Origin of the sequence: Enterobacter asburiae (assembly GCF_007035645.1) — a bacterium.
Lineage (GTDB): Bacteria > Pseudomonadota > Gammaproteobacteria > Enterobacterales > Enterobacteriaceae > Enterobacter > Enterobacter asburiae_B.
This window is the reverse complement of sequence record NZ_AP019632.1, coordinates 3,528,656-3,546,791: the sequence shown is the minus strand read 5'-3', so window position 1 is coordinate 3,546,791 and position 18,136 is coordinate 3,528,656. Positions and strand designations below refer to the sequence as shown.

General features: G+C 56.7%; 20 protein-coding genes. 10 read left to right on the top strand and 10 right to left on the bottom strand.

The window, feature by feature from the left end; all coding sequences use genetic code 11:
* The 3 genes from secF to FOY96_RS16995 all read left to right on the top strand — a co-directional run bounded on the left by secF (position 1) and on the right by FOY96_RS16995 (position 2,175).
* Positions 1-972: a protein translocase subunit SecF gene (gene secF, locus FOY96_RS17005; RefSeq protein ID WP_033144760.1), complete on the top strand. Its 972-nt coding sequence runs from the start codon at positions 1-3 to the stop codon at positions 970-972.
* Positions 973-1,114: 142 nt separating this feature from the next.
* Positions 1,115-1,480 (top strand): VOC family protein, encoded by a 366-nt coding sequence (locus FOY96_RS17000; RefSeq protein ID WP_143347475.1) that lies wholly within the window; start codon positions 1,115-1,117, stop codon positions 1,478-1,480.
* 14 nt (positions 1,481-1,494) lie between these two features.
* Positions 1,495-2,175 (top strand): helix-turn-helix transcriptional regulator, encoded by a 681-nt coding sequence (locus FOY96_RS16995; protein WP_047061231.1) that lies wholly within the window; start codon positions 1,495-1,497, stop codon positions 2,173-2,175.
* Positions 2,176-2,320: 145 nt separating this feature from the next.
* Here FOY96_RS16995 and FOY96_RS16990 read toward each other — a convergent pair whose 3' ends face one another.
* Both FOY96_RS16990 and FOY96_RS16985 read right to left on the bottom strand, forming a co-directional pair.
* Positions 2,321-3,184, bottom strand: coding sequence for a nucleoside-specific channel-forming protein Tsx (locus tag FOY96_RS16990; RefSeq protein ID WP_028015691.1), 864 nt, complete (start codon positions 3,182-3,184; stop codon positions 2,321-2,323).
* A gap of 267 nt (positions 3,185-3,451) precedes the next feature.
* A complete protein-coding gene (locus FOY96_RS16985; RefSeq protein WP_143347474.1) occupies positions 3,452-3,991 on the bottom strand; it encodes a SadB/YajI family lipoprotein in 540 nt (179 codons plus the stop codon).
* 152 nt (positions 3,992-4,143) lie between these two features.
* Here FOY96_RS16985 and nrdR point away from each other — a divergent pair, with 152 nt between their 5' ends.
* The 5 genes from nrdR to thiL all read left to right on the top strand — a co-directional run bounded on the left by nrdR (position 4,144) and on the right by thiL (position 7,749).
* Positions 4,144-4,593, top strand: a complete 450-nt coding sequence (nrdR, locus tag FOY96_RS16980) for a transcriptional regulator NrdR (protein WP_008503337.1) — start codon at positions 4,144-4,146, stop codon at positions 4,591-4,593.
* 4 nt (positions 4,594-4,597) lie between these two features.
* Positions 4,598-5,701, top strand: coding sequence for a bifunctional diaminohydroxyphosphoribosylaminopyrimidine deaminase/5-amino-6-(5-phosphoribosylamino)uracil reductase RibD (gene ribD / locus FOY96_RS16975; RefSeq protein ID WP_143347473.1), 1,104 nt, complete (start codon positions 4,598-4,600; stop codon positions 5,699-5,701).
* An 87-nt stretch (positions 5,702-5,788) separates the two neighbouring features.
* Positions 5,789-6,259, top strand: a complete 471-nt coding sequence (gene ribH / locus FOY96_RS16970) for a 6,7-dimethyl-8-ribityllumazine synthase (protein ID WP_006176874.1) — start codon at positions 5,789-5,791, stop codon at positions 6,257-6,259.
* A gap of 21 nt (positions 6,260-6,280) precedes the next feature.
* A complete protein-coding gene (gene nusB, locus FOY96_RS16965; RefSeq protein WP_006809908.1) occupies positions 6,281-6,700 on the top strand; it encodes a transcription antitermination factor NusB in 420 nt (139 codons plus the stop codon).
* A gap of 77 nt (positions 6,701-6,777) precedes the next feature.
* Positions 6,778-7,749, top strand: a complete 972-nt coding sequence (thiL, locus tag FOY96_RS16960) for a thiamine-phosphate kinase (protein WP_033144764.1) — start codon at positions 6,778-6,780, stop codon at positions 7,747-7,749.
* A 101-nt stretch (positions 7,750-7,850) separates the two neighbouring features.
* Here thiL and FOY96_RS16955 read toward each other — a convergent pair whose 3' ends face one another.
* From FOY96_RS16955 to xseB, 4 genes are all read right to left on the bottom strand, one after another.
* A complete protein-coding gene (locus tag FOY96_RS16955) occupies positions 7,851-8,825 on the bottom strand; it encodes an aldo/keto reductase (RefSeq protein WP_143347472.1) in 975 nt (324 codons plus the stop codon).
* A gap of 63 nt (positions 8,826-8,888) precedes the next feature.
* Positions 8,889-10,751, bottom strand: coding sequence for a 1-deoxy-D-xylulose-5-phosphate synthase (gene dxs, locus FOY96_RS16950; RefSeq protein WP_039263929.1), 1,863 nt, complete (start codon positions 10,749-10,751; stop codon positions 8,889-8,891).
* Positions 10,752-10,775: 24 nt separating this feature from the next.
* Complete coding sequence (gene ispA / locus FOY96_RS16945) at positions 10,776-11,675, bottom strand: (2E,6E)-farnesyl diphosphate synthase (protein ID WP_143347471.1); 900 nt, start codon at positions 11,673-11,675, stop codon at positions 10,776-10,778.
* Positions 11,676-11,918, bottom strand: a complete 243-nt coding sequence (gene xseB, locus FOY96_RS16940) for an exodeoxyribonuclease VII small subunit (RefSeq protein ID WP_008503331.1) — start codon at positions 11,916-11,918, stop codon at positions 11,676-11,678. It abuts the gene before it with no gap.
* Positions 11,919-12,109: 191 nt separating this feature from the next.
* Between xseB and thiI the strand changes: the two genes are divergently transcribed.
* Positions 12,110-13,558, top strand: a complete 1,449-nt coding sequence (gene thiI, locus FOY96_RS16935; RefSeq protein WP_048978945.1) for a tRNA uracil 4-sulfurtransferase ThiI — start codon at positions 12,110-12,112, stop codon at positions 13,556-13,558.
* A 68-nt stretch (positions 13,559-13,626) separates the two neighbouring features.
* Here the strand turns inward: thiI and yajL are convergent, their stop codons facing one another.
* Together yajL and panE are read right to left on the bottom strand one after the other, a co-directional pair.
* Positions 13,627-14,217: a protein deglycase YajL gene (gene yajL / locus FOY96_RS16930; protein WP_033144768.1), complete on the bottom strand. Its 591-nt coding sequence runs from the start codon at positions 14,215-14,217 to the stop codon at positions 13,627-13,629.
* Positions 14,180-15,091 carry a 2-dehydropantoate 2-reductase gene (panE, locus tag FOY96_RS16925; protein ID WP_045887930.1) on the bottom strand — a complete coding sequence of 304 codons (912 nt, stop codon included), beginning with the start codon at positions 15,089-15,091 and terminating at the stop codon, positions 14,180-14,182. The genes yajL and panE overlap by 38 nt, the downstream gene beginning before the upstream one ends.
* Before the next feature lie 121 nt (positions 15,092-15,212).
* Between panE and FOY96_RS16920 the strand changes: the two genes are divergently transcribed.
* On the top strand, positions 15,213-15,704 hold the full coding sequence (locus tag FOY96_RS16920; RefSeq protein ID WP_023334701.1) for a YajQ family cyclic di-GMP-binding protein: 492 nt from the start codon (positions 15,213-15,215) through the stop codon (positions 15,702-15,704).
* Positions 15,705-15,736: 32 nt separating this feature from the next.
* Here FOY96_RS16920 and FOY96_RS16915 read toward each other — a convergent pair whose 3' ends face one another.
* Both FOY96_RS16915 and cyoE read right to left on the bottom strand, forming a co-directional pair.
* Entirely contained in the window at positions 15,737-17,098 is a 1,362-nt protein-coding gene (locus FOY96_RS16915) for an MFS transporter (RefSeq protein ID WP_023310566.1), read from the bottom strand.
* Positions 17,099-17,246: 148 nt separating this feature from the next.
* Positions 17,247-18,134 (bottom strand): heme o synthase, encoded by an 888-nt coding sequence (gene cyoE, locus FOY96_RS16910; RefSeq protein ID WP_013095848.1) that lies wholly within the window; start codon positions 18,132-18,134, stop codon positions 17,247-17,249.
* Positions 18,135-18,136: the final 2 nt, after the last annotated feature.

Genomic DNA, 18,136 nt, shown 5'->3' with positions numbered 1-18,136 from the left:
GTGGCACAGGAATATACTGTTGAACAATTGAACCACGGCCGTAAAGTCTGGGACTTTATGCGCTGGGACTACTGGGCCTTCGGCATTTCAGGTTTCCTGCTGATTCTGTCCATCGGCATTATGAGCGTGAAAGGCTTTAACTGGGGTCTGGATTTCACCGGTGGTACGGTCATCGAGATCTCCCTGGAAAAACCGGTCGATATGGACCAGATGCGCGAATCGCTGCAGAAAGCGGGCTTTGAAGAGCCGCTGCTGCAGAACTTCGGCAGCAGCCGCGACATCATGGTGCGTATGCCGCCGGTGCACGATGCCAACGGCAGCCAGGAGCTGGGCAGTAAGGTTGTTAGCGTGATTAACGAAACAACCAGCCAGAACGCGGCGGTCAAGCGTATTGAGTTCGTCGGCCCAAGCGTGGGTGCTGACCTGGCGCAGACCGGTGCGATGGCGCTGCTGGTAGCGCTGATCTCCATCCTGGTGTACGTCGGTTTCCGCTTTGAGTGGCGACTGGCGGCCGGTGTGGTTATCGCTCTGGCGCACGACGTGGTGATCACCATGGGCATACTGTCGTTGTTCCACATTGAGATTGACCTGACGATTGTGGCATCCCTGATGTCCGTTATCGGTTACTCACTGAACGACAGTATCGTGGTATCTGACCGTATCCGTGAAAACTTCCGTAAGATCCGTCGCGGTACGCCGTACGAAATCTTTAACGTGTCGTTGACCCAGACGCTGCACCGTACCTTGATCACATCCGGTACCACTTTGATGGTGATCCTGATGCTGTTCCTCTTCGGTGGTCCGGTACTGGAAGGCTTCTCACTGACCATGCTGATCGGTGTCACCATCGGTACGGCGTCGTCTATCTACGTCGCATCCGCTCTGGCACTGAAACTCGGCATGAAGCGCGAGCACCTGCTCCAGCAGAAAGTCGAGAAAGAAGGGGCGGATCAGCCGTCCATTCTGCCGTAAGGCGAGGTTTAGCGCGTTATCGAAATCCCGGTCTGTTGACCGGGATTTTTTTTATCTGCTCCTGACAAACACTCCTGACAGTATGCTGTCAGGAGCCCTGTCGTAGACTTCTTCTGAACCCAAACAACAGGCAGGAGAATATATGAAAAGCGTCATTAACTGGTTTGAAATTCCGGTCGCGGATATGGATCGCGCCATCAAATTTTATGAGCCGGTGATGCAGCTCGCGCTGCGTCGCGAGAAAATGGACTGTGCGGAGCTGGCCGTTTTCCCGCATGAGGATCCGTATACCGGCGGGGCGCTGGCAAAATTTGACGGCGTTACACCGTCTTTGCAGGGCACTATTATCTACCTGCATACTGACAATCTGGCGGCCACGCTCGATCGCATCGCCTCTGCGGGCGGCGAGTGCGTGTTTGGCCCGCTGGAACTGCCGCATGGCATTGGCACTATCGCATTGTTTACCGACAGCGAGGGTAACCGCGTCGGCCTCCATCAACCTGCCTGAGAGCGGAATAAGATATGACCCGACGCGCTGACCGTTTGTTTCAGATTGTGCAGATCCTGCGGGGCAGGCGTCTGACAACGGCAGCGCATCTGGCGGACCGGCTTGGCGTGTCCGAGCGCACGGTCTACCGCGATATCCGCGATCTGTCGCTTTCCGGCGTGCCGGTGGAAGGTGAGGCGGGGAGCGGATATCGGCTGATGTCGGGTTTTGACCTGCCGCCGCTGATGCTGACAAATAAGGAGTCAGAGGCGCTGATCGTCGCGATTCGCCTGCTCAAAACCTGGGGAGGGGAATCGCTTTCGCGCGAGCTGGAGTCGGCTCAGGAGAAGGTGCTGGCTATCCTGCCCGAGGAGAGTCGTCGAAAGGCGGAGCAGACGCGGATCTACGCCCCGGATTTTTGCATGCAAAGCCACTCCCGCAGCGATTTTGACATGATCCATCAGGCGATTTCCGCCCAGCGCGTGCTGGCGCTGCATTACCGTGATGAAGCCGGACAGCTCTCAAAGCGCGAGGTTCAGCCGCTGGGCTTGTTCTTCTGGGGGGAGCGCTGGCTGCTGGCGGCGTGGTGCGAACGGCGCGACGACTATCGCTGTTTCCGGCTCGACCGCTGTCTCAATATTGTGCAGACGGAGAGGCGGTTTAGCGAGAGTGCGGACAGATCGCTGGCGGATTTTTTGCGGAAGGTTAAGCAGTAAAAAGCCAGCTCTTGAGCTGGCTTTTTTTGCCCGGCGGCGAGGTAAAAGTAAAACGGCAACGAATGTTGCCGTTTTTTGTATTTGTTCCCTCTCCCTGTGGGAGAGGGTCAGGGTGAGGGCATCAGCCCGCACAGTCCCGAACAGGTTAGAAGTTATAACCTACAACCAGGTAGCCACCCCAACCGGTTGATTTTGACGTGAAGTCACCATCACCCCAGTTCACGGTATCTCCACCTTTCCACTGGCCGCCATTATGGAAATAACGCGCGACTACGGAGTAGTGCCAGTGATCGTAGTTCAGAGCCAGAACGTGGCTGGACGCGATTGAGTTGCTGGTACGGTTCTTGTCATCACCCAGATCTGAGCCCCAGTCGAAGTTGGTGAAGCCGATGTAGGTCAGCTGCCCACCCCAAACCTGAGTGATTGGCACAAAGTATTTCACTTTGAAACGGTAGCCATCCCACTCGTTTTCGTTGGAAGCGCCATAGTTCTGCCACTGGTATTTCGCGTACACGTTCAGAGACAGTCCCATAGGCAGACCGGTATCGATGTCTGTACCCAGACCCATGTACCAGGTGCTCTGACGGCTGCCTTTGTTATCGCCCATATCGTAGATATAGTTGTTGGCGAAGTACCATTCCTTGAACGGACCAAAACTCAGGTCAGTGCCCGTCAGCTTATCGATAGAGAAACGCGGTTCGATTTCCATGAACATCGGGGAACCGTCTGACCAGATACCTTTATCGTTGCCGTTGCCCCAGTCAAAAGTCTTAGGAATATCGATGTAGCCGTAGAAATCAAACCAGTCTTTTTTAGCAAACGCTTCGTATTCCAGGTAGACGTCGTTGTTCAGCTTTGGAGAAAAGCGCGTGTGGTAGCTGCCGACCACGTTAACGCTCTGGTGCCACCAGTCGGAGAGGTATTGTGGTTTATCGTTTTCCGCTGCGTTAACAGTGAAAGAGGAAGAAAGTGCCAGCACGGCGCCGGCTGCGAGTAATGTTTTTTTCATAATCATGCCACTGATTGAAATTCCCTTCCGGGAGTGAAAAATGCGCGAATTGCGTTTCTAAATATTTCGTGTTTCTGCGGTGCCTATTATAGGAATCCCTGCTCACAAAAATATGTGTTGTTTCACATATCTCTCACACGCGTAATCGATTGCGTTCACGTTTGCGTACTTTAAACGGGCGGGATTGTAGCGGCAATCATTTATGTTGCCAATCCATACGAAATGTAAATGTTAGCGGAGTGACATTTCACTCCGCTAAAGGGAGGGTTATTGCGCGGCGGGCTGGATATCGTGAATGCGGATGAAACCTAACCGATCCGGAGTGAGTCCGTTAAGCTGCAGCGGAATGTCAACATCGCTCGGAGCCAGCACGCTGGCCGGTGCGGTGAACAGCTGACTGTTAACATTCACCTCCTGGTAGCTCTCAGTGGTGCCCTGGATCTGTCCCCATTCGACGGTACCACTGAAGGCAGGCAACGGATCGTTGGACTCGCCCTGAATGCGTAATGTTGCGCGAGTACCATTTGCATTCGCCGCCACATTCACCAGAGACATTTTTAGCATGCCAATCTGACTATTGAGACGCGCAGGCGTATTCGCTCCCGGCAGCAGATAAACCCCGCTGCTGGATTTGGCGTTTAGCGCGTTTTGCTGGGTGATCTTCACCGTTTCTTTGTTCAGTTTGTCCATCGCCGCATTGAGCGTGTTCACGCTCTGTTTCATCTGGCGGACTTCGGTTTGCTGTGCACAGGCGCTAAGGGTGAAGAGGCTCCCCACCAGCAAAATTTTAAGGTAACGTCTTGTCATTGCGTTTATTTCCTTGAAATAACGGATCGCCTTAATGGTAGCCAGACTCGACGTGTCAGACATAGATCCTTTGTCTCAAAAAGCTCTTCCTTTGTTGTCAGGCCAGATCAGGGTAAAATGAAAATTAGTTAACCACATAACAGGGATACCGTATGCATTGCCCATTCTGCTCCGCTGTGGATACCAAAGTCATCGACTCTCGTCTTGTGGGCGAAGGGTCCTCCGTACGCCGTCGTCGGCAGTGTCTGGTGTGCAACGAGCGTTTCACGACCTTTGAGGTTGCAGAGCTGGTAATGCCGCGCGTGGTGAAAAGCAACGACGTGCGCGAGCCGTTTAACGAAGAGAAACTGCGCAGCGGGATGCTGAAGGCCCTGGAAAAACGTCCCGTCAGCGCGGATGACGTTGAGATGGCGTTAAACCACATAAAATCTTACCTTCGTGGTTTGGGTGAGCGTGAAGTGCCGAGCAAAATGATCGGTAACCTGGTGATGGAGCAGCTGAAAAAGCTCGATAAGGTTGCCTATATCCGCTTCGCCTCGGTCTACCGCAGCTTCGAAGACATCAAAGAGTTTGGCGAAGAGATCGCCCGCTTACAGGATTAAGCTCATGCAGGATGAGATTTACATGGCGCGAGCCATGAAGCTGGCGCAGCGCGGTCGTTTTACCACCCATCCCAACCCGAACGTCGGGTGCGTTATCGTTAAAGATGGCGAGATCGTGGGGGAGGGGTTTCACTATCGTGCCGGCGAGCCGCATGCCGAGGTTCATGCGTTGCGCATGGCGGGTGAGAAGGCGCGCGGCGCCACAGCCTACGTCACGCTGGAGCCCTGCAGCCATCACGGGCGTACGCCGCCGTGCTGCGAAGCGCTGATCGCGGCAGGCGTTTCACGCGTGGTCGCATCGATGCAGGACCCGAATCCGCAGGTTGCCGGACGCGGTCTGTATCGCCTGCAGCAGGAAGGCATCGACGTCAGCCATGGGCTGATGATGCAGGATGCGGAAGCGATCAACAAAGGCTTTCTGAAGCGCATGCGCACGGGGTTCCCGTATATTCAGCTCAAGCTGGGCGCCTCGCTGGACGGTCGTACGGCGATGGCAAACGGCGAAAGCCAGTGGGTAACCTCACCACAGGCAAGGCGCGATGTGCAACGTCTGCGCGCGCAAAGCCATGCTATTCTCACCAGCAGTGAAACCGTTCTGGCTGACGATCCGGCCATGACCGTGCGCTGGGACGAACTGAATGCCGATACCCAGGCGCTGTACCCGCAGGAGAACCTGCGCCAGCCGCTGCGTATTATTATTGATAGCCAGAACCGGGTGACGCCGGAGCACCGCATCGTCCAGCAGCCGGGTGAAACCTGGATTGCCCGCACTAAAGAAGATACGCGCGAATGGCCGGAAGGCGCGCGCAGCATTATGGTGCCGGAGCATAACGGTCATCTGGATCTGGTGGTGCTGATGATGCTGCTCGGCAAGCAGCAGGTGAACAGCATCTGGGTTGAAGCGGGGCCAACGCTCGCCGGTGCGCTTTTACAGGCCGGACTGGTGGATGAACTGATTGTTTACGTTGCGCCTAAACTGTTAGGTCACGACGCGCGCGGCCTGTTTGTGCTGCCCGGCCTTGAAAAACTGGCCGACGCACCGCAACTCAAATTTAGCGAGATTCGTCCGGTAGGCCCGGATGTCTGCCTGCACTTAACGACAGCGTAATTGCTCCTGAAATAGGGAAGCAGTGCGCAAAGTATTATGATAAAATCCGCCCCCCTGCGGGGCCAAATGAACCCGTAAAGGAAGAGTATGAACATTATTGAAGCTGCTGTAGCTACCCCGGACGCTCGCGTCGCCATCACCATTGCGCGTTTCAACAACTTCATCAACGACAGCCTGCTGGAAGGTGCGATTGACGCCCTGAAACGTATCGGCCAGGTTAAAGATGACAACATTACCGTTGTTTGGGTTCCAGGCGCTTACGAACTGCCACTGGCGGCGGGCGCGCTGGCGAAAACCGGTAAATACGACGCGGTGATTGCGCTGGGTACCGTTATTCGTGGCGGCACTGCGCACTTCGAATACGTTGCGGGCGGTGCAAGCAACGGTCTGGCACACGTTGCGCAGGATGCTGAAATTCCTGTCGCGTTCGGCGTGCTGACCACCGAAAGTATTGAACAAGCCATCGAACGTGCTGGCACCAAAGCCGGTAACAAAGGTGCAGAAGCTGCACTGACCGCGCTTGAAATGATCAATGTATTGAAAGCCATCAAGGCCTGATTTTTTTGTAAGGGGAATTCCGTGAAACCTGCTGCTCGTCGCCGCGCCCGTGAATGTGCCGTCCAGGCACTTTACTCCTGGCAGTTGTCCCAGAACGACATCGCTGATGTCGAATACCAGTTCCTGTCAGAACAGGACGTAAAAGACGTTGACGTTCTGTACTTCCGCGAACTGCTGTCGGGAGTGGCGACTAATAGCGCGTATCTCGATGGCCTGATGAAGCCATACCTGTCCCGTCTGCTCGAAGAGCTGGGCCAGGTGGAAAAAGCAGTGTTGCGTATCGCGCTGTTTGAGCTGTCTAAACGTGATGATGTGCCGTATAAAGTGGCCATCAACGAAGCGATCGAGCTGGCGAAAACCTTCGGCGCTGAAGACAGCCACAAGTTTGTAAACGGCGTACTTGATAAAGCTGCACCTGCGATCCGTCCCCACAAAAAGTGATCCGCAAACCGGAGTCCTGCATTGCCTGACGGGCAGTGCGGCTCCGGTTTTTTCTTTTATTTGCTGAGGCATAACGTATGGCATGCGGCGAATTCTCCCTGATTGCCCGTTATTTCGACCGTGTCAGAACCTCTCGTCTTGATGTTGAAACCGGCATTGGCGATGACTGTGCACTACTCAATATTCCCGAAAAACAGACGCTGGCAATCAGCACCGACACCCTGGTGTGCGGCCGTCATTTCTTACCGGATATCGATCCTGCCGATCTGGCGTATAAAGCCCTGGCGGTTAACGTCAGCGATCTGGCGGCGATGGGTGCCGATCCCGCGTGGCTGACGCTGGCTCTGACCCTGCCTGAGGTAGATGAAGCCTGGCTGGAAGCCTTTAGCGATGCGCTGTTTGAGCAGCTTAGCTATTACGATATGCAGCTGATTGGCGGCGACACGACTGCCGGTCCGCTGTCGATGACGCTGGCGATCCACGGCTACGTGCCGCTCGGCCGCGCGTTGAAGCGCTCAGGTGCAAAACCGGGCGACTGGATCTACGTGACCGGTACGCCGGGCGACAGCGCGGCAGGGCTGGCGATCCTTCAGAATCGTTTAACGGTTGAAGATGCTGACGACGCGGCGTATCTGGTGAAACGCCATCTGCGGCCAACGCCGCGTATTTTGCACGGCCAGGCGCTGCGCGAACGGGCAAGCTCGGCTATCGATCTCTCTGACGGGCTGATCTCGGATCTCGGGCATATCCTGAAGGCCAGTGGCGTAGGCGCGCGCGTTGACCTGGATCTCTTCCCGCTGTCGGAGCAACTGCTTCGCCATGTAGAGCCTGAGCAGGCCCTGCGCTGGGCGCTGTCCGGTGGTGAAGACTATGAGCTGTGCTTCACGGTGCCAGAGCTCAACCGTGGAACGCTGGACGTGGCGTTAGCGCATCTCGGCGCGAAGTTTACCTGCATCGGTCAGATCATGCCGGAGAGTGAAGGGCTGAAGTTTGTGAAAGACGGTGCGCCCGTTACGCTGGACTGGAAAGGGTACGATCACTTCGCGTGAGTTTGTGCGCTCTGTATTGCCGGGTGGCGCTGCGCTTACCCGGCCTACAAACAGGGTGCGATCGTAGGCCGGGTAAGGCGGAGCCGTCACCCGGCAAGTGTTTACTTAAACCCCACTACCGGATGCTGCTGATACGGCGTCTCCAGCTCGGCAACCTGCTCCGGCGTCAGCGTGATATCCACCGCATTCAGCAGCTCATCCAGCTGTTCTTCCCGCGACGTTCCAATAATCGGTGCCGCGACCCCGCGCTTGCCCAGCAGCCACGCCAGGGCCACCTGAGCGCGGGTTGCACCGGTATCGTCGGCGATCCCGGCTAAACGTTCGGCAATCAGCGCATCGCTGGCTTCTGTACCGCCATAGAGATTCTTTCCCACTTCATCCGATACCAGCCGAGCCGTGGTTTCACCCCACGGACGGGTCAGGCGACCGCGCGCCAGCGGGCTCCACGGGATCACCGCCACGCCTTCCTGATGGCATAGCGGCAGCATCTCGCGTTCTTCTTCACGATAAATCAGATTGTAGTGATCCTGCATGGTGACAAAGCGCGCCCAGCCGTGCTGCGCCTGGAGATCCAGCGCCTGAGCAAACTGCGACGCGTGCATAGACGACGCGCCGATGTAGCGTGCTTTACCGGCTTTGACCACGTCGTTCAGCGCTTCAAGCGTCTCCTCGATCGGCGTGTTGTAATCCCAGCGGTGAATTTGCAGCAGGTCGACGTAATCCATGTTCAGGCGTCTGAGGCTGTCATCAATGGAGCGCAGGATCTGCGCGCGAGAAAGGCCCTCAGCCAGGTCGCCCACCGGGTAGTAGACCTTGGTGGCGACGACGACGTCATCACGGCGGGCAATGTCGCGCAGTGCGCGGCCGACAATTTCCTCGCTGCTGCCGTCGGAGTAGCTGTTGGCGGTGTCAAAGAAGTTAATGCCGCCCTCGATGGCGCGTTTGATAATCGGACGGCTGCTCTCTTCCGGTAGCGTCCAGGCGTGGTTTCCCCGATCGGGCTCGCCAAAGGTCATGCATCCCAGACAAAGTCGGGAAACCTTAAGGTCCGTTCTTCCTAATGTTGTGTATTGCACGGTTCCGCTCCTGCTGTTTAAACACCAGCTTTAAGCATAGCAGGAGCGGAAAAGGGGGAGGGGTCAGTCCAGCCAGGTACGGATTTTGGCTTCGATACCGGCGGCGTCCAGGCCAATCGCCGCACGGGCTTCGTCCTGAGTACCTTGCGGAATGAAGCGATCCGGCAGGCCGAGGTTCAGCACCGGCACGGCTTTACGGTTCGCCATCAGTACCTCATTCACGCCGCTGCCCGCGCCGCCCATGATGGCGTTTTCTTCCAGCGTGACCAGCACATCATGCGTCTCAGCCATACTCAGGATCAGAGAGTCGTCGAGCGGCTTCACAAAGCGCATGTCCACCAGGGTGGCATTCAGCGCTTCAGCCGCTTTCGCGGCCTCGGGCATCAGCGTGCCGAAGTTCAGGATCGCCACTTTCTCACCGCGACGCTTCACCAGACCTTTACCGATCGGCAGTTTTTCCAGCGGCTGCAGCTCAACGCCTACCGCATTGCCGCGCGGGTAGCGAACGGCGCTTGGGCCATCCTGATAGTGATAGCCGGTAAACAGCATCTGACGACATTCGTTCTCGTCGCTTGGCGTCATGACAACCATATCCGGAATACAGCGCAGGAACGACAGATCAAACGCGCCCTGGTGCGTCTGGCCGTCGGCACCGACGATGCCCGCACGATCGATAGCAAACAGTACCGGCAGCTTCTGAATCGCCACATCGTGGATCACCTGATCGTAGGCGCGCTGCAGGAAGGTGGAATAGATAGCGACAACGGGCTTGTAGCCGCCAATCGCCAGGCCCGCTGCAAACGTCACCGCATGCTGCTCGGCAATGGCGACGTCAAAATACTGGTCAGGGTATTTTCTGGAGAACTCCACCATGCCGGAACCTTCACGCATGGCCGGGGTGATCGCCATCAGCTTGTTGTCTTTGGCTGCGGTTTCGCACAGCCAGTCGCCGAAGATTTTGGAATAGCTCGGCATGCCGCCGCTGCTTTTTGGCAGACAGCCGCTGGACGGGTCAAATTTCGGTACCGCGTGGAAGGTGATCGGATCTTTTTCCGCTGGTTCGTAACCGCGCCCTTTTTTAGTCATGATATGCAGGAACTGCGGGCCTTTCAGGTCGCGCATGTTCTTGAGCGTGGTCACCAGGCCCAGCACGTCGTGACCGTCAACCGGGCCAATATAGTTAAAGCCCAGCTCTTCAAACAGGGTGCCCGGCACCACCATACCTTTGATGTGTTCTTCGGTACGCTTGAGTAGCTCTTTAATCGGCGGTACGCCGGAGAAGACTTTCTTGCCGCCTTCGCGCAGCGAGGAGTAAAGCTTGCCGGAGAGCAGCTGGGCCAGATGGTTGTTAAGCGCGCCGACGTTCTCGGAGATCGACATTTCGTTATCGTTGAGGATAACCAGCATGTCCGGCTTGATATCGCCCGCGTGGTTCATGGCTTCGAAGGCCATACCGGCGGTAATGGCGCCGTCGCCAATCACGCAGACGGTGCGGCGCTGCTTGTTCTCTTTCTCGGCGGCAACGGCAATACCGATGCCCGCAGAAATGGAGGTGGAGGAGTGGCCGACGCTCAGCACGTCGTACTCGCTCTCACCGCGCCACGGGAACGGGTGCAGGCCGCCCTTCTGACGAATGGTGCCAATTTTATCGCGACGTCCGGTCAGAATTTTGTGCGGATAGGCCTGGTGTCCCACGTCCCAGATGAGCTGATCGAACGGCGTGTTATAGACGTAGTGCAGCGCCACGGTCAGCTCTACCGTGCCAAGCCCGGAGGCGAAATGGCCGCTGGAGCGGCTTACGCTGTCGAGCAGGTAGCGACGCAGCTCGTCGCACAGCTTCGGCAGGCTCTCTTTCGGCAACAGACGTAACTCCTGGGTGGAGTCAACTAACGCCAGTGTCGGGTATTTGGCAATATCAAAACTCATCAAAGGCTCATCGAGATATATAGTTTATTTATCACGCTGGATTATATAGTCCGCTAGCGCTTCCAGTGCCGAGGTATCCAGCGATTGCGCGGCCAGTTCATTTAGCGACTGGCGGGCATCGTCAATCAGATCCCGGGCTTTACGTTGGGCTTGCTCAAGACCCAGCAGGGCGGGGTAGGTACTTTTGCCAAGCTGCTGGTCCGCACCCTGACGTTTACCCAATGTTGCAGTATCGCCCACCACATCCAGAATGTCATCCTGAACCTGGAACGCCAGACCGATACTTTCTGCGTATCTGTCCAGAATCGGCAGGGCTTTGCGCCCTTGTTCACCCGCGCTCAGCGCGCCCAGGCGAACGGCGGAACGAATCAACGCCCCGGTTTTATGGCGATGAATACGCTCCAGCTGTTCCAGATTAACCTGACGTCCTTCCGCTTCAAGATCCAGCGCCTGTCCGCCGCACATGCCGGCCACGCCGCTGGCCATTGCCAGTTCGGAGATCATCGCCAGGCGGTCGCGGTCGGCCACTTCCGCCATCGGCGCGTCGCTCAGAATCGAGAACGCCAGCGTTTGCAGGGCATCACCCGCCAGAATGGCATTCGCCTCGCCAAACTTGATATGGCAGGTGGGTTGACCCCGACGCAAATCGTCGTCGTCCATGGCCGGGAGATCGTCGTGGATCAGCGAGTAGGCGTGGATGCACTCAACGGCGGCTGCCGGGGCGTCCAGCGTGTTATCGCTGATGCCAAACATATTGCCTGTGGCGTACACCAGGAACGGGCGCAGGCGCTTTCCACCCAAGAGTGCGCCATAGTACATGGCTTCAACCAGAGGAGTGTTCTGAAAAGGCTGTGGCGCAATAAAACGGCGCAGGGCGTCGTTGGCGCGTACGACACGCGCCTGAAGCTCGTTGGCAAAATCCATTTACTCGGCGTCCGGTGTGAAAGGCGTGGTTTTCGCGTCTTCGCTGTCGGAAAGCAGGATCTGCACGCGCTGCTCGGCCTGCTGCAGTTTGACCTGCCCCTGGCGCGCCAGCTGCACGCCACGCTCGAATTCATTGAGCGCCTCTTCCAGCGGGAGATCGCCGCTCTCAAGACGGGTAACGATTTGCTCCAGTTCACTCAGCGCAGTTTCGAAACTGGCCGGTGCGTCGTTCTTCTTCGGCATAGTGAATTGACTCTTATATTCTCAGCCCCGACATGGTAACGGACTCAGGGCAATTATCAAATAACGCGCAATGTGCACAGGAGCGGCGCGATGGTGGTATACTTGCGCGCCTGGATGCAGCCACGGGTGTGGGCTGCTGTACTCTTTTCCATTACAAGCCTTAATACGCTTGCCTAAGAAACATTGCCGCCATGAAGTTTATCATTAAATTGTTCCCTGAAATCACCATCAAAAGCCAATCTGTGCGTTTGCGCTTTATTAAAATTCTCACCGGGAACATTCGTAACGTATTAAAGCACTACGACGAAACCCTCGCCGTGGTGCGCCACTGGGACCACGTAGAGGTCCGTGCGAAAGACGAAAACAAACGTCAGGATATTCGCGACGCGCTGACCCGTATTCCGGGGATCCACCATATCCTGGAAGTGGAAGATGTTCCGTTCAGCGATATGCACGACATCTTCGAGAAAGCGCTGGTCCAGTACCGCGACCAGATCGAAGGCAAAACCTTCTGCGTGCGCGTGAAGCGTCGCGGTAAGCACGAGTTCAGCTCTATTGAAGTGGAACGTTACGTCGGCGGCGGTTTGAACCAGCACGTTGAAACGGCGCGCGTTCGTCTGACCAACCCGGACGTAACCGTGAACCTGGAGATCGAAAACGATCGCCTGCTGCTGGTGAAAGGGCGCTATGAAGGTATCGGCGGCTTCCCGATTGGCACCCAGGAAGACGTATTGTCTCTGATCTCCGGCGGCTTCGACTCCGGCGTCTCCAGCTATATGCTGATGCGTCGCGGCTGCCGTGTGCACTACTGCTTCTTCAACCTGGGCGGCGCGGCGCACGAAATCGGCGTTCGTCAGGTCGCACATTACCTGTGGAACCGCTTCGGCAGCTCCCACCGCGTGCGTTTCGTGGCGATCAACTTCGAACCTGTGGTCGGCGAAATCCTCGAAAAAGTGGACGACGGCCAGATGGGCGTGGTGCTGAAGCGCATGATGGTGCGTGCGGCGTCCAAAGTTGCCGAGCGCTACGGCGTACAAGCGCTGGTCACCGGTGAAGCGCTGGGCCAGGTCTCCAGCCAGACGCTGACCAACCTGCGTCTGATCGACAACGTGTCTGATACGCTGATCCTGCGCCCGCTGATCTCCCACGATAAAGAGCACATCATCGATCTGGCGCGCGAAATCGGTACCGAAGATTTTGCCCGCACCATGCCGGAATACTGCGGCGTGATCTCAAAAAGCCCAACGGTGAAAGCGGTGAAGGCGAAGATCGAAGCGGAAGAAGAGAACTTCGATTTCAGCATTCTGGAAAAAGTGGTGGAGGAAGCCTCCAACATCGACATCCGCGAGATTGCCCAGCAGACCGAGCAGGAAGTCGTTGAAGTTGAAACCGTGAGCGGTTTCGGCGCTAACGATGCGATTCTGGATATCCGCTCCATTGACGAGCAGGATGACAAGCCGCTGCAGGTTGAAGGCGTCGACGTGGTTTCTCTGCCGTTCTATAAGCTGAGCACCAAGTTTGGCGATCTCGACCAGAGCAAAACGTATCTGCTGTGGTGTGAGCGCGGGGTGATGAGTCGCCTGCAGGCGCTGTATCTGCGCGAGCAGGGCTTTGCGAACGTGAAGGTGTATCGCCCGTAGTTCATTGCCGGGGAGTGCGGCCTGAAGCCCTCACCCCCGGCCCTCTCCCACAGGGAGAGGGAGAACACCTATTCGTAATAATTATAAATCCCCGCCGGCATCACCAGCGACGACGCCACTTCGTACGCTTTCTCGCGCCCGACCAGCAGGTCAATAATCTTTAAGCCAAAATCAATCGCGGTGCCTGGCCCCTGGCTGGTCAGCAAGTTGACGCGCGGATCCCAGACGACGCGTTTATCCACCCAGTGCTCTTCCGGGATCGTATCCTTCAGCCCCGGGAAGCCGGTCATGTTGCCGATGGGGAAGATATCGTGCGGAACCAGAACCGTTCCTGCTGCGGCACAGATTGCCGCGACGATGCGGCCGGATAAATGAAACTGACGCACGGTCTCGACCAGCAGCGGGCTATCGCGAAAACATTCCGCGCCTTTTAAGCCGCCGGGCAGCACGATGATGTCGTAATCGCCGTCAGCCACCTGAACGAGGGGGGCATCCGCAAGGATTTTCACCCCGCGCGAGCAGGTGATTGCCAGATTACCGTCGCTGGCGACGCTGGCGGTGGTGACCTTAATGCCGCCGCGCACCATCAAATCAATGGTGGTGACCGCTTCCATCTCTTCGCTACCAGGGGCGAGGCAGATCAGTGCTGACGCGCTCATATTCACTCTCCTTACGTTTAACCAGGTCATACAGACGGGCGTTTTCCGGCACGGAAATGCCGTGCGCGCGGGCGCGTTTTAGCAGATAGCCGGTAATGTAGTCGATCTCCGTGTGGCGTAAAGCCCGAACATCCTGCAGCATCGAGGAGATGTTTTCTGCCGTGCTCTCAATGACCTGCTCGACATAACAGCGCAAATCGTCGGCCGAGGTATGCAGGCCTTCCCGCTCAACGACCGCCGCGACTTCCGCACACAAAATCGCAACGTCCTGCGGATGATTTTTCAGCTCCCCGTTCGGGCAGTTCCACAGCGCCGTCAGCGGGTTGATTACGCAATTTACCGCCAGCTTGCGCCACAGCTGAGGGCGGATGTTGTTGTGCCAGGCGACGTCCGGCAGCACCTTCTGCAGCACATCGGCAAGATAGCTGTAATCTCCATCCTGAGTTCTGGCGGGCCCGATGTGCGTCACGCCGCTGGCGACATGCACGATGATGTTGCCGTCGCGACGGGCAGCGTGCGTGGTCGTCGCCATCAGCAGGGGCTGCGGTACGCTTTTCAGCTCATCAAGGGTCCCCATGCCGTTATGCAGCAGCAGTATGGGCGAAGTGGGGGGGAGCTGCGCGGCCAGTGTCTTTACCGCGTCTGAGACCTGCCACGCTTTGAGCGTCACCAGTAAAAGATCGCTTTGCGCCAGGAAATCAGGATCGTTCGCGGTGAGGGATTCGTTAAAGATGCTTCCGTCTTCACCTATCAGGTTTACACTGCAATAGGGCTGGGGCACGCGCAGCCAGCCCTGAACCTCATGTCCGTGCTTGCACAGCGCGGTCAGCCACAGCTGACCAAGCGCTCCGCATCCGAGCACCGTAATTTTCATTGTTCCTCCTCACCTGCAACTGCGCCAGGTGTTACAGCTTAATTATACAGCTAAGCTTCTGTTGAGTTATGCCTCGTAGCGGGTATTATGCAACGCAACAAAAGTGAAGGGAGAAGAAAAGATGCCATCTTTCGATATTGTTTCCGAAGTTGATATCCAGGAAGTTCGCAACGGCGTTGAGAACGCAACCCGCGAAGTTGAGTCACGTTTCGATTTTCGTGGCGTTGAGGCGTCGTTTGAGCTGAACGACGCAAATAAGACTATTAAGGTGCTGAGCGAGTCTGATTTCCAGGTGAATCAGCTGCTCGACATTCTGCGCGCCAAGCTGTTAAAGCGCGGCATCGAAGGGACGTCTCTGGACGTGCCGGAAGAGTTTGTGCACAGCGGTAAAAACTGGTTTGTTGAAGCCAAGCTGAAGCAGGGCATCGAGAGCGCGGTGCAGAAGAAGATCGTTAAGCTTATTAAAGACAGCAAGCTGAAGGTGCAGGCGCAGATCCAGGGCGAAGAAATTCGCGTGACCGGTAAGTCCCGCGATGACCTCCAGTCCGTAATGGCGCTGGTGCGCGGCGGCGATCTTGGGCAACCGTTCCAGTTTAAAAACTTCCGCGATTGATATAAAAAAGCCCGGTTTAACCGGGCTTTTTTTCACGCTTTGAGCGCCTGCTCAACCTCGAAGCGGTTGGTCATTTTACTGTCTATTTTGACGTAAGCGCTGCGCTCTTCCGGGACGATGAGCACTTCTGTCACACCCTCTTTGGCTTCCAGACGCTGCTTCAGCATATCGCTGATTTCCACATCATCCGGGATTTCCACGCGCAGGCTGCTCACGTAGCGCGGCTCTTTCATGGTGCTGGCGACCAGTAGCCAGACTGTTGCCAATAGCGCACCGGCGAGGAACACGGTTTGTGAATCAAACAGGCCGTCCACCCAGCCGCCGAGCGAGCCGCCGATCGCCACGCCGAGAAACTGGCTGGTGGAGTAGATGCCCATCGCGGTGCCTTTATATCCGGCGGGGGACTCTTTGCTGATCAGCGACGGCAGTAGGGCTTCCATCAGGTTAAAGGCCAGGAAGAACAGCTGTACGCCGGCAATCAGTTCCCAGAAGTGCGGGCCGGCACCCCAGAGCACAATTTCGGCAATCAGCAGGACCGCCACGCAGCCCACGAAGACGCGCTTCATTTTGCGCTTCACTTCGGCGTAGATGATGAACGGCACGACGGAGACAAACGAAATCAGCATCGTGACCAGATAGATTTTCCAGTGCTCAGCCGCCGGGAAACCCGCTGCGGCAAGCTGGCCGGGCAGGGCGACAAAGGTCGACATCAGCAGGATGTGCAGACACATAATGCCAAAGTTAAGCTTGAGCAGGCGCGGCTCGACAATCACTTTGCTGAAGCAGCCTTTTACCATCCCCGATTCGCGGTTCAGGACGTGGTTTTTGCTGTCCGGCACGACCCACAGGGTTAAGGCAATACCGATGGTCGCCAGCACGGCAATCATCCAGAACAGGGCGTGCAGACCCAACGTGTGCGTAATGATGGGGCCCAGCACCATCGCAATCGCAAAGGTCACGCCAAAGCTCACGCCGATGAACGCCATCGCTTTGGTGCGGTTCTGCTCGCGGGTTAAGTCGGACAGCAGCGCCATCACCGCGGCGGCAATCGCGCCGGAACCCTGCAGGGCGCGGCCGAGAATAATCCCCCAGATGGAGTGGGAGAGGGCGGCAATCACGCTTCCGAGCACAAAGACCAGCAGCCCGCCGACGATCAGCGGCTTTCGGCCCACCCGGTCAGACAGCAGGCCAAAGGGGATCTGGAAAACCGCCTGCGCCAGACCGTAGATGCCGATCGCGAGCCCAATCAGCGCCTCGCTGGCCCCCTGCAGCGCCATACCGTACGTGGTCAGAACAGGCAGGACCATAAACATGCCAAGCATCCGTAGCGAGAAGACAGTCCCTAAGCCCCAGGTCGCGCGTAGCTCGCCTGGCGTCATTTTATAATCGTTCATTACCACCTCAGTTCAAAAGCAGGCCATAGTGTAGTGCGGGGAAGGGGCGGGGTAAATAAAGGGTTATTTAACAAATATTACATGCGTTATTAGTAGATTCAGTGAATAAAAAAGGGTGCCGAAGCACCCTTTTATTGACCTGTTTGGCTTACCAGACGTAAGTCAGCAGGTTGTGTGAATCTGGCACCATGAAGTCCACGGACATCATCACGGACAGCGAGGTGATGGCCACAATCGAGAACACAAACAGTTTGCGCGCCCAGACTTTGTCATCTTCCACTTTGTAACCGCGCAGCGCCATACCGAGCCACCAGACGCTCACCGCAGCCGCTACCGCCAGATATTTATACCCGGCGTAACCACCCAGAGAGAGCATCAGCGTTGCCACGGCAAAGGCGATGATGTACAACGTGATGTGGTTCTTGGCAACAGAAATGCCCTTCACGACCGGCAGAACCGGGATGTTCGCTGCCTGATAATCCTTAAAGCGGAAAATCGCGATGGCATAGGAGTGCGGCATCTGCCACAGGCTAAAGATAGCCAGCAGGATCAGCGCACCGCTGTCGAACTCGTTCGTGACCGCGCAGTAGCCAATCACCGGCGGCGCAGCGCCGGAGAGAGAACCAATCAGCGTGCCGTAGACGGAGTGGCGTTTCATATACAGGCTGTAGACGCCCACATACACCACGAACCCCATCACCCCCAGCCAGCAGGCCAGCGGGTTAGCACCAAACCACAGCAGCATAAAGCCAGCAATACCCAGCAAGGTGGCGTACACCAGCGAGACGGAAGGGGCGATCAGGCCTTTCACCAGCACCCGATTTTTGGTCCTTTCCATCTTCTTGTCGATATCCATGTCGATGTAGTTGTTAAATACACAACCGGACGCAACAACCAGTGACACACCGACCAGCGTGTAGATAAAGAGGGTGTAATCAATGCTGCCCTTAGAGGCCAGCAGGAACCCTCCGATCACGGAGATCAGGTTGCCAAAGATGATGCCTGGTTTCGTTACTTGCAGGTATTGCTTAAACATAC

Bases quoted from the DNA above. Each gene is read 5' to 3' on its own strand.
- xseB (WP_008503331.1), bottom strand. From the start codon at position 11,918: ATGCCGAAGAAGAACGACGCACCGGCCAGTTTCGAAACTGCGCTGAGT.
- ribH (WP_006176874.1), top strand. From the start codon at position 5,789: ATGAACATTATTGAAGCTGCTGTAGCTACCCCGGACGCTCGCGTCGCC.
- dxs (WP_039263929.1), bottom strand. From the start codon at position 10,751: ATGAGTTTTGATATTGCCAAATACCCGACACTGGCGTTAGTTGACTCC.
- thiL (WP_033144764.1), top strand. From the start codon at position 6,778: ATGGCATGCGGCGAATTCTCCCTGATTGCCCGTTATTTCGACCGTGTC.
- cyoE (WP_013095848.1), bottom strand. From the start codon at position 18,134: ATGTTTAAGCAATACCTGCAAGTAACGAAACCAGGCATCATCTTTGGC.
- FOY96_RS16990 (WP_028015691.1), bottom strand. From the start codon at position 3,184: ATGAAAAAAACATTACTCGCAGCCGGCGCCGTGCTGGCACTTTCTTCC.
- FOY96_RS17000 (WP_143347475.1), top strand. From the start codon at position 1,115: ATGAAAAGCGTCATTAACTGGTTTGAAATTCCGGTCGCGGATATGGAT.
- panE (WP_045887930.1), bottom strand. From the start codon at position 15,091: ATGAAAATTACGGTGCTCGGATGCGGAGCGCTTGGTCAGCTGTGGCTG.
- FOY96_RS16915 (WP_023310566.1), bottom strand. From the start codon at position 17,098: ATGAACGATTATAAAATGACGCCAGGCGAGCTACGCGCGACCTGGGGC.
- ispA (WP_143347471.1), bottom strand. From the start codon at position 11,675: ATGGATTTTGCCAACGAGCTTCAGGCGCGTGTCGTACGCGCCAACGAC.
- FOY96_RS16995 (WP_047061231.1), top strand. From the start codon at position 1,495: ATGACCCGACGCGCTGACCGTTTGTTTCAGATTGTGCAGATCCTGCGG.
- yajL (WP_033144768.1), bottom strand. From the start codon at position 14,217: ATGAGCGCGTCAGCACTGATCTGCCTCGCCCCTGGTAGCGAAGAGATG.
- thiI (WP_048978945.1), top strand. From the start codon at position 12,110: ATGAAGTTTATCATTAAATTGTTCCCTGAAATCACCATCAAAAGCCAA.
- nrdR (WP_008503337.1), top strand. From the start codon at position 4,144: ATGCATTGCCCATTCTGCTCCGCTGTGGATACCAAAGTCATCGACTCT.
- FOY96_RS16920 (WP_023334701.1), top strand. From the start codon at position 15,213: ATGCCATCTTTCGATATTGTTTCCGAAGTTGATATCCAGGAAGTTCGC.
- ribD (WP_143347473.1), top strand. From the start codon at position 4,598: ATGCAGGATGAGATTTACATGGCGCGAGCCATGAAGCTGGCGCAGCGC.
- FOY96_RS16985 (WP_143347474.1), bottom strand. From the start codon at position 3,991: ATGACAAGACGTTACCTTAAAATTTTGCTGGTGGGGAGCCTCTTCACC.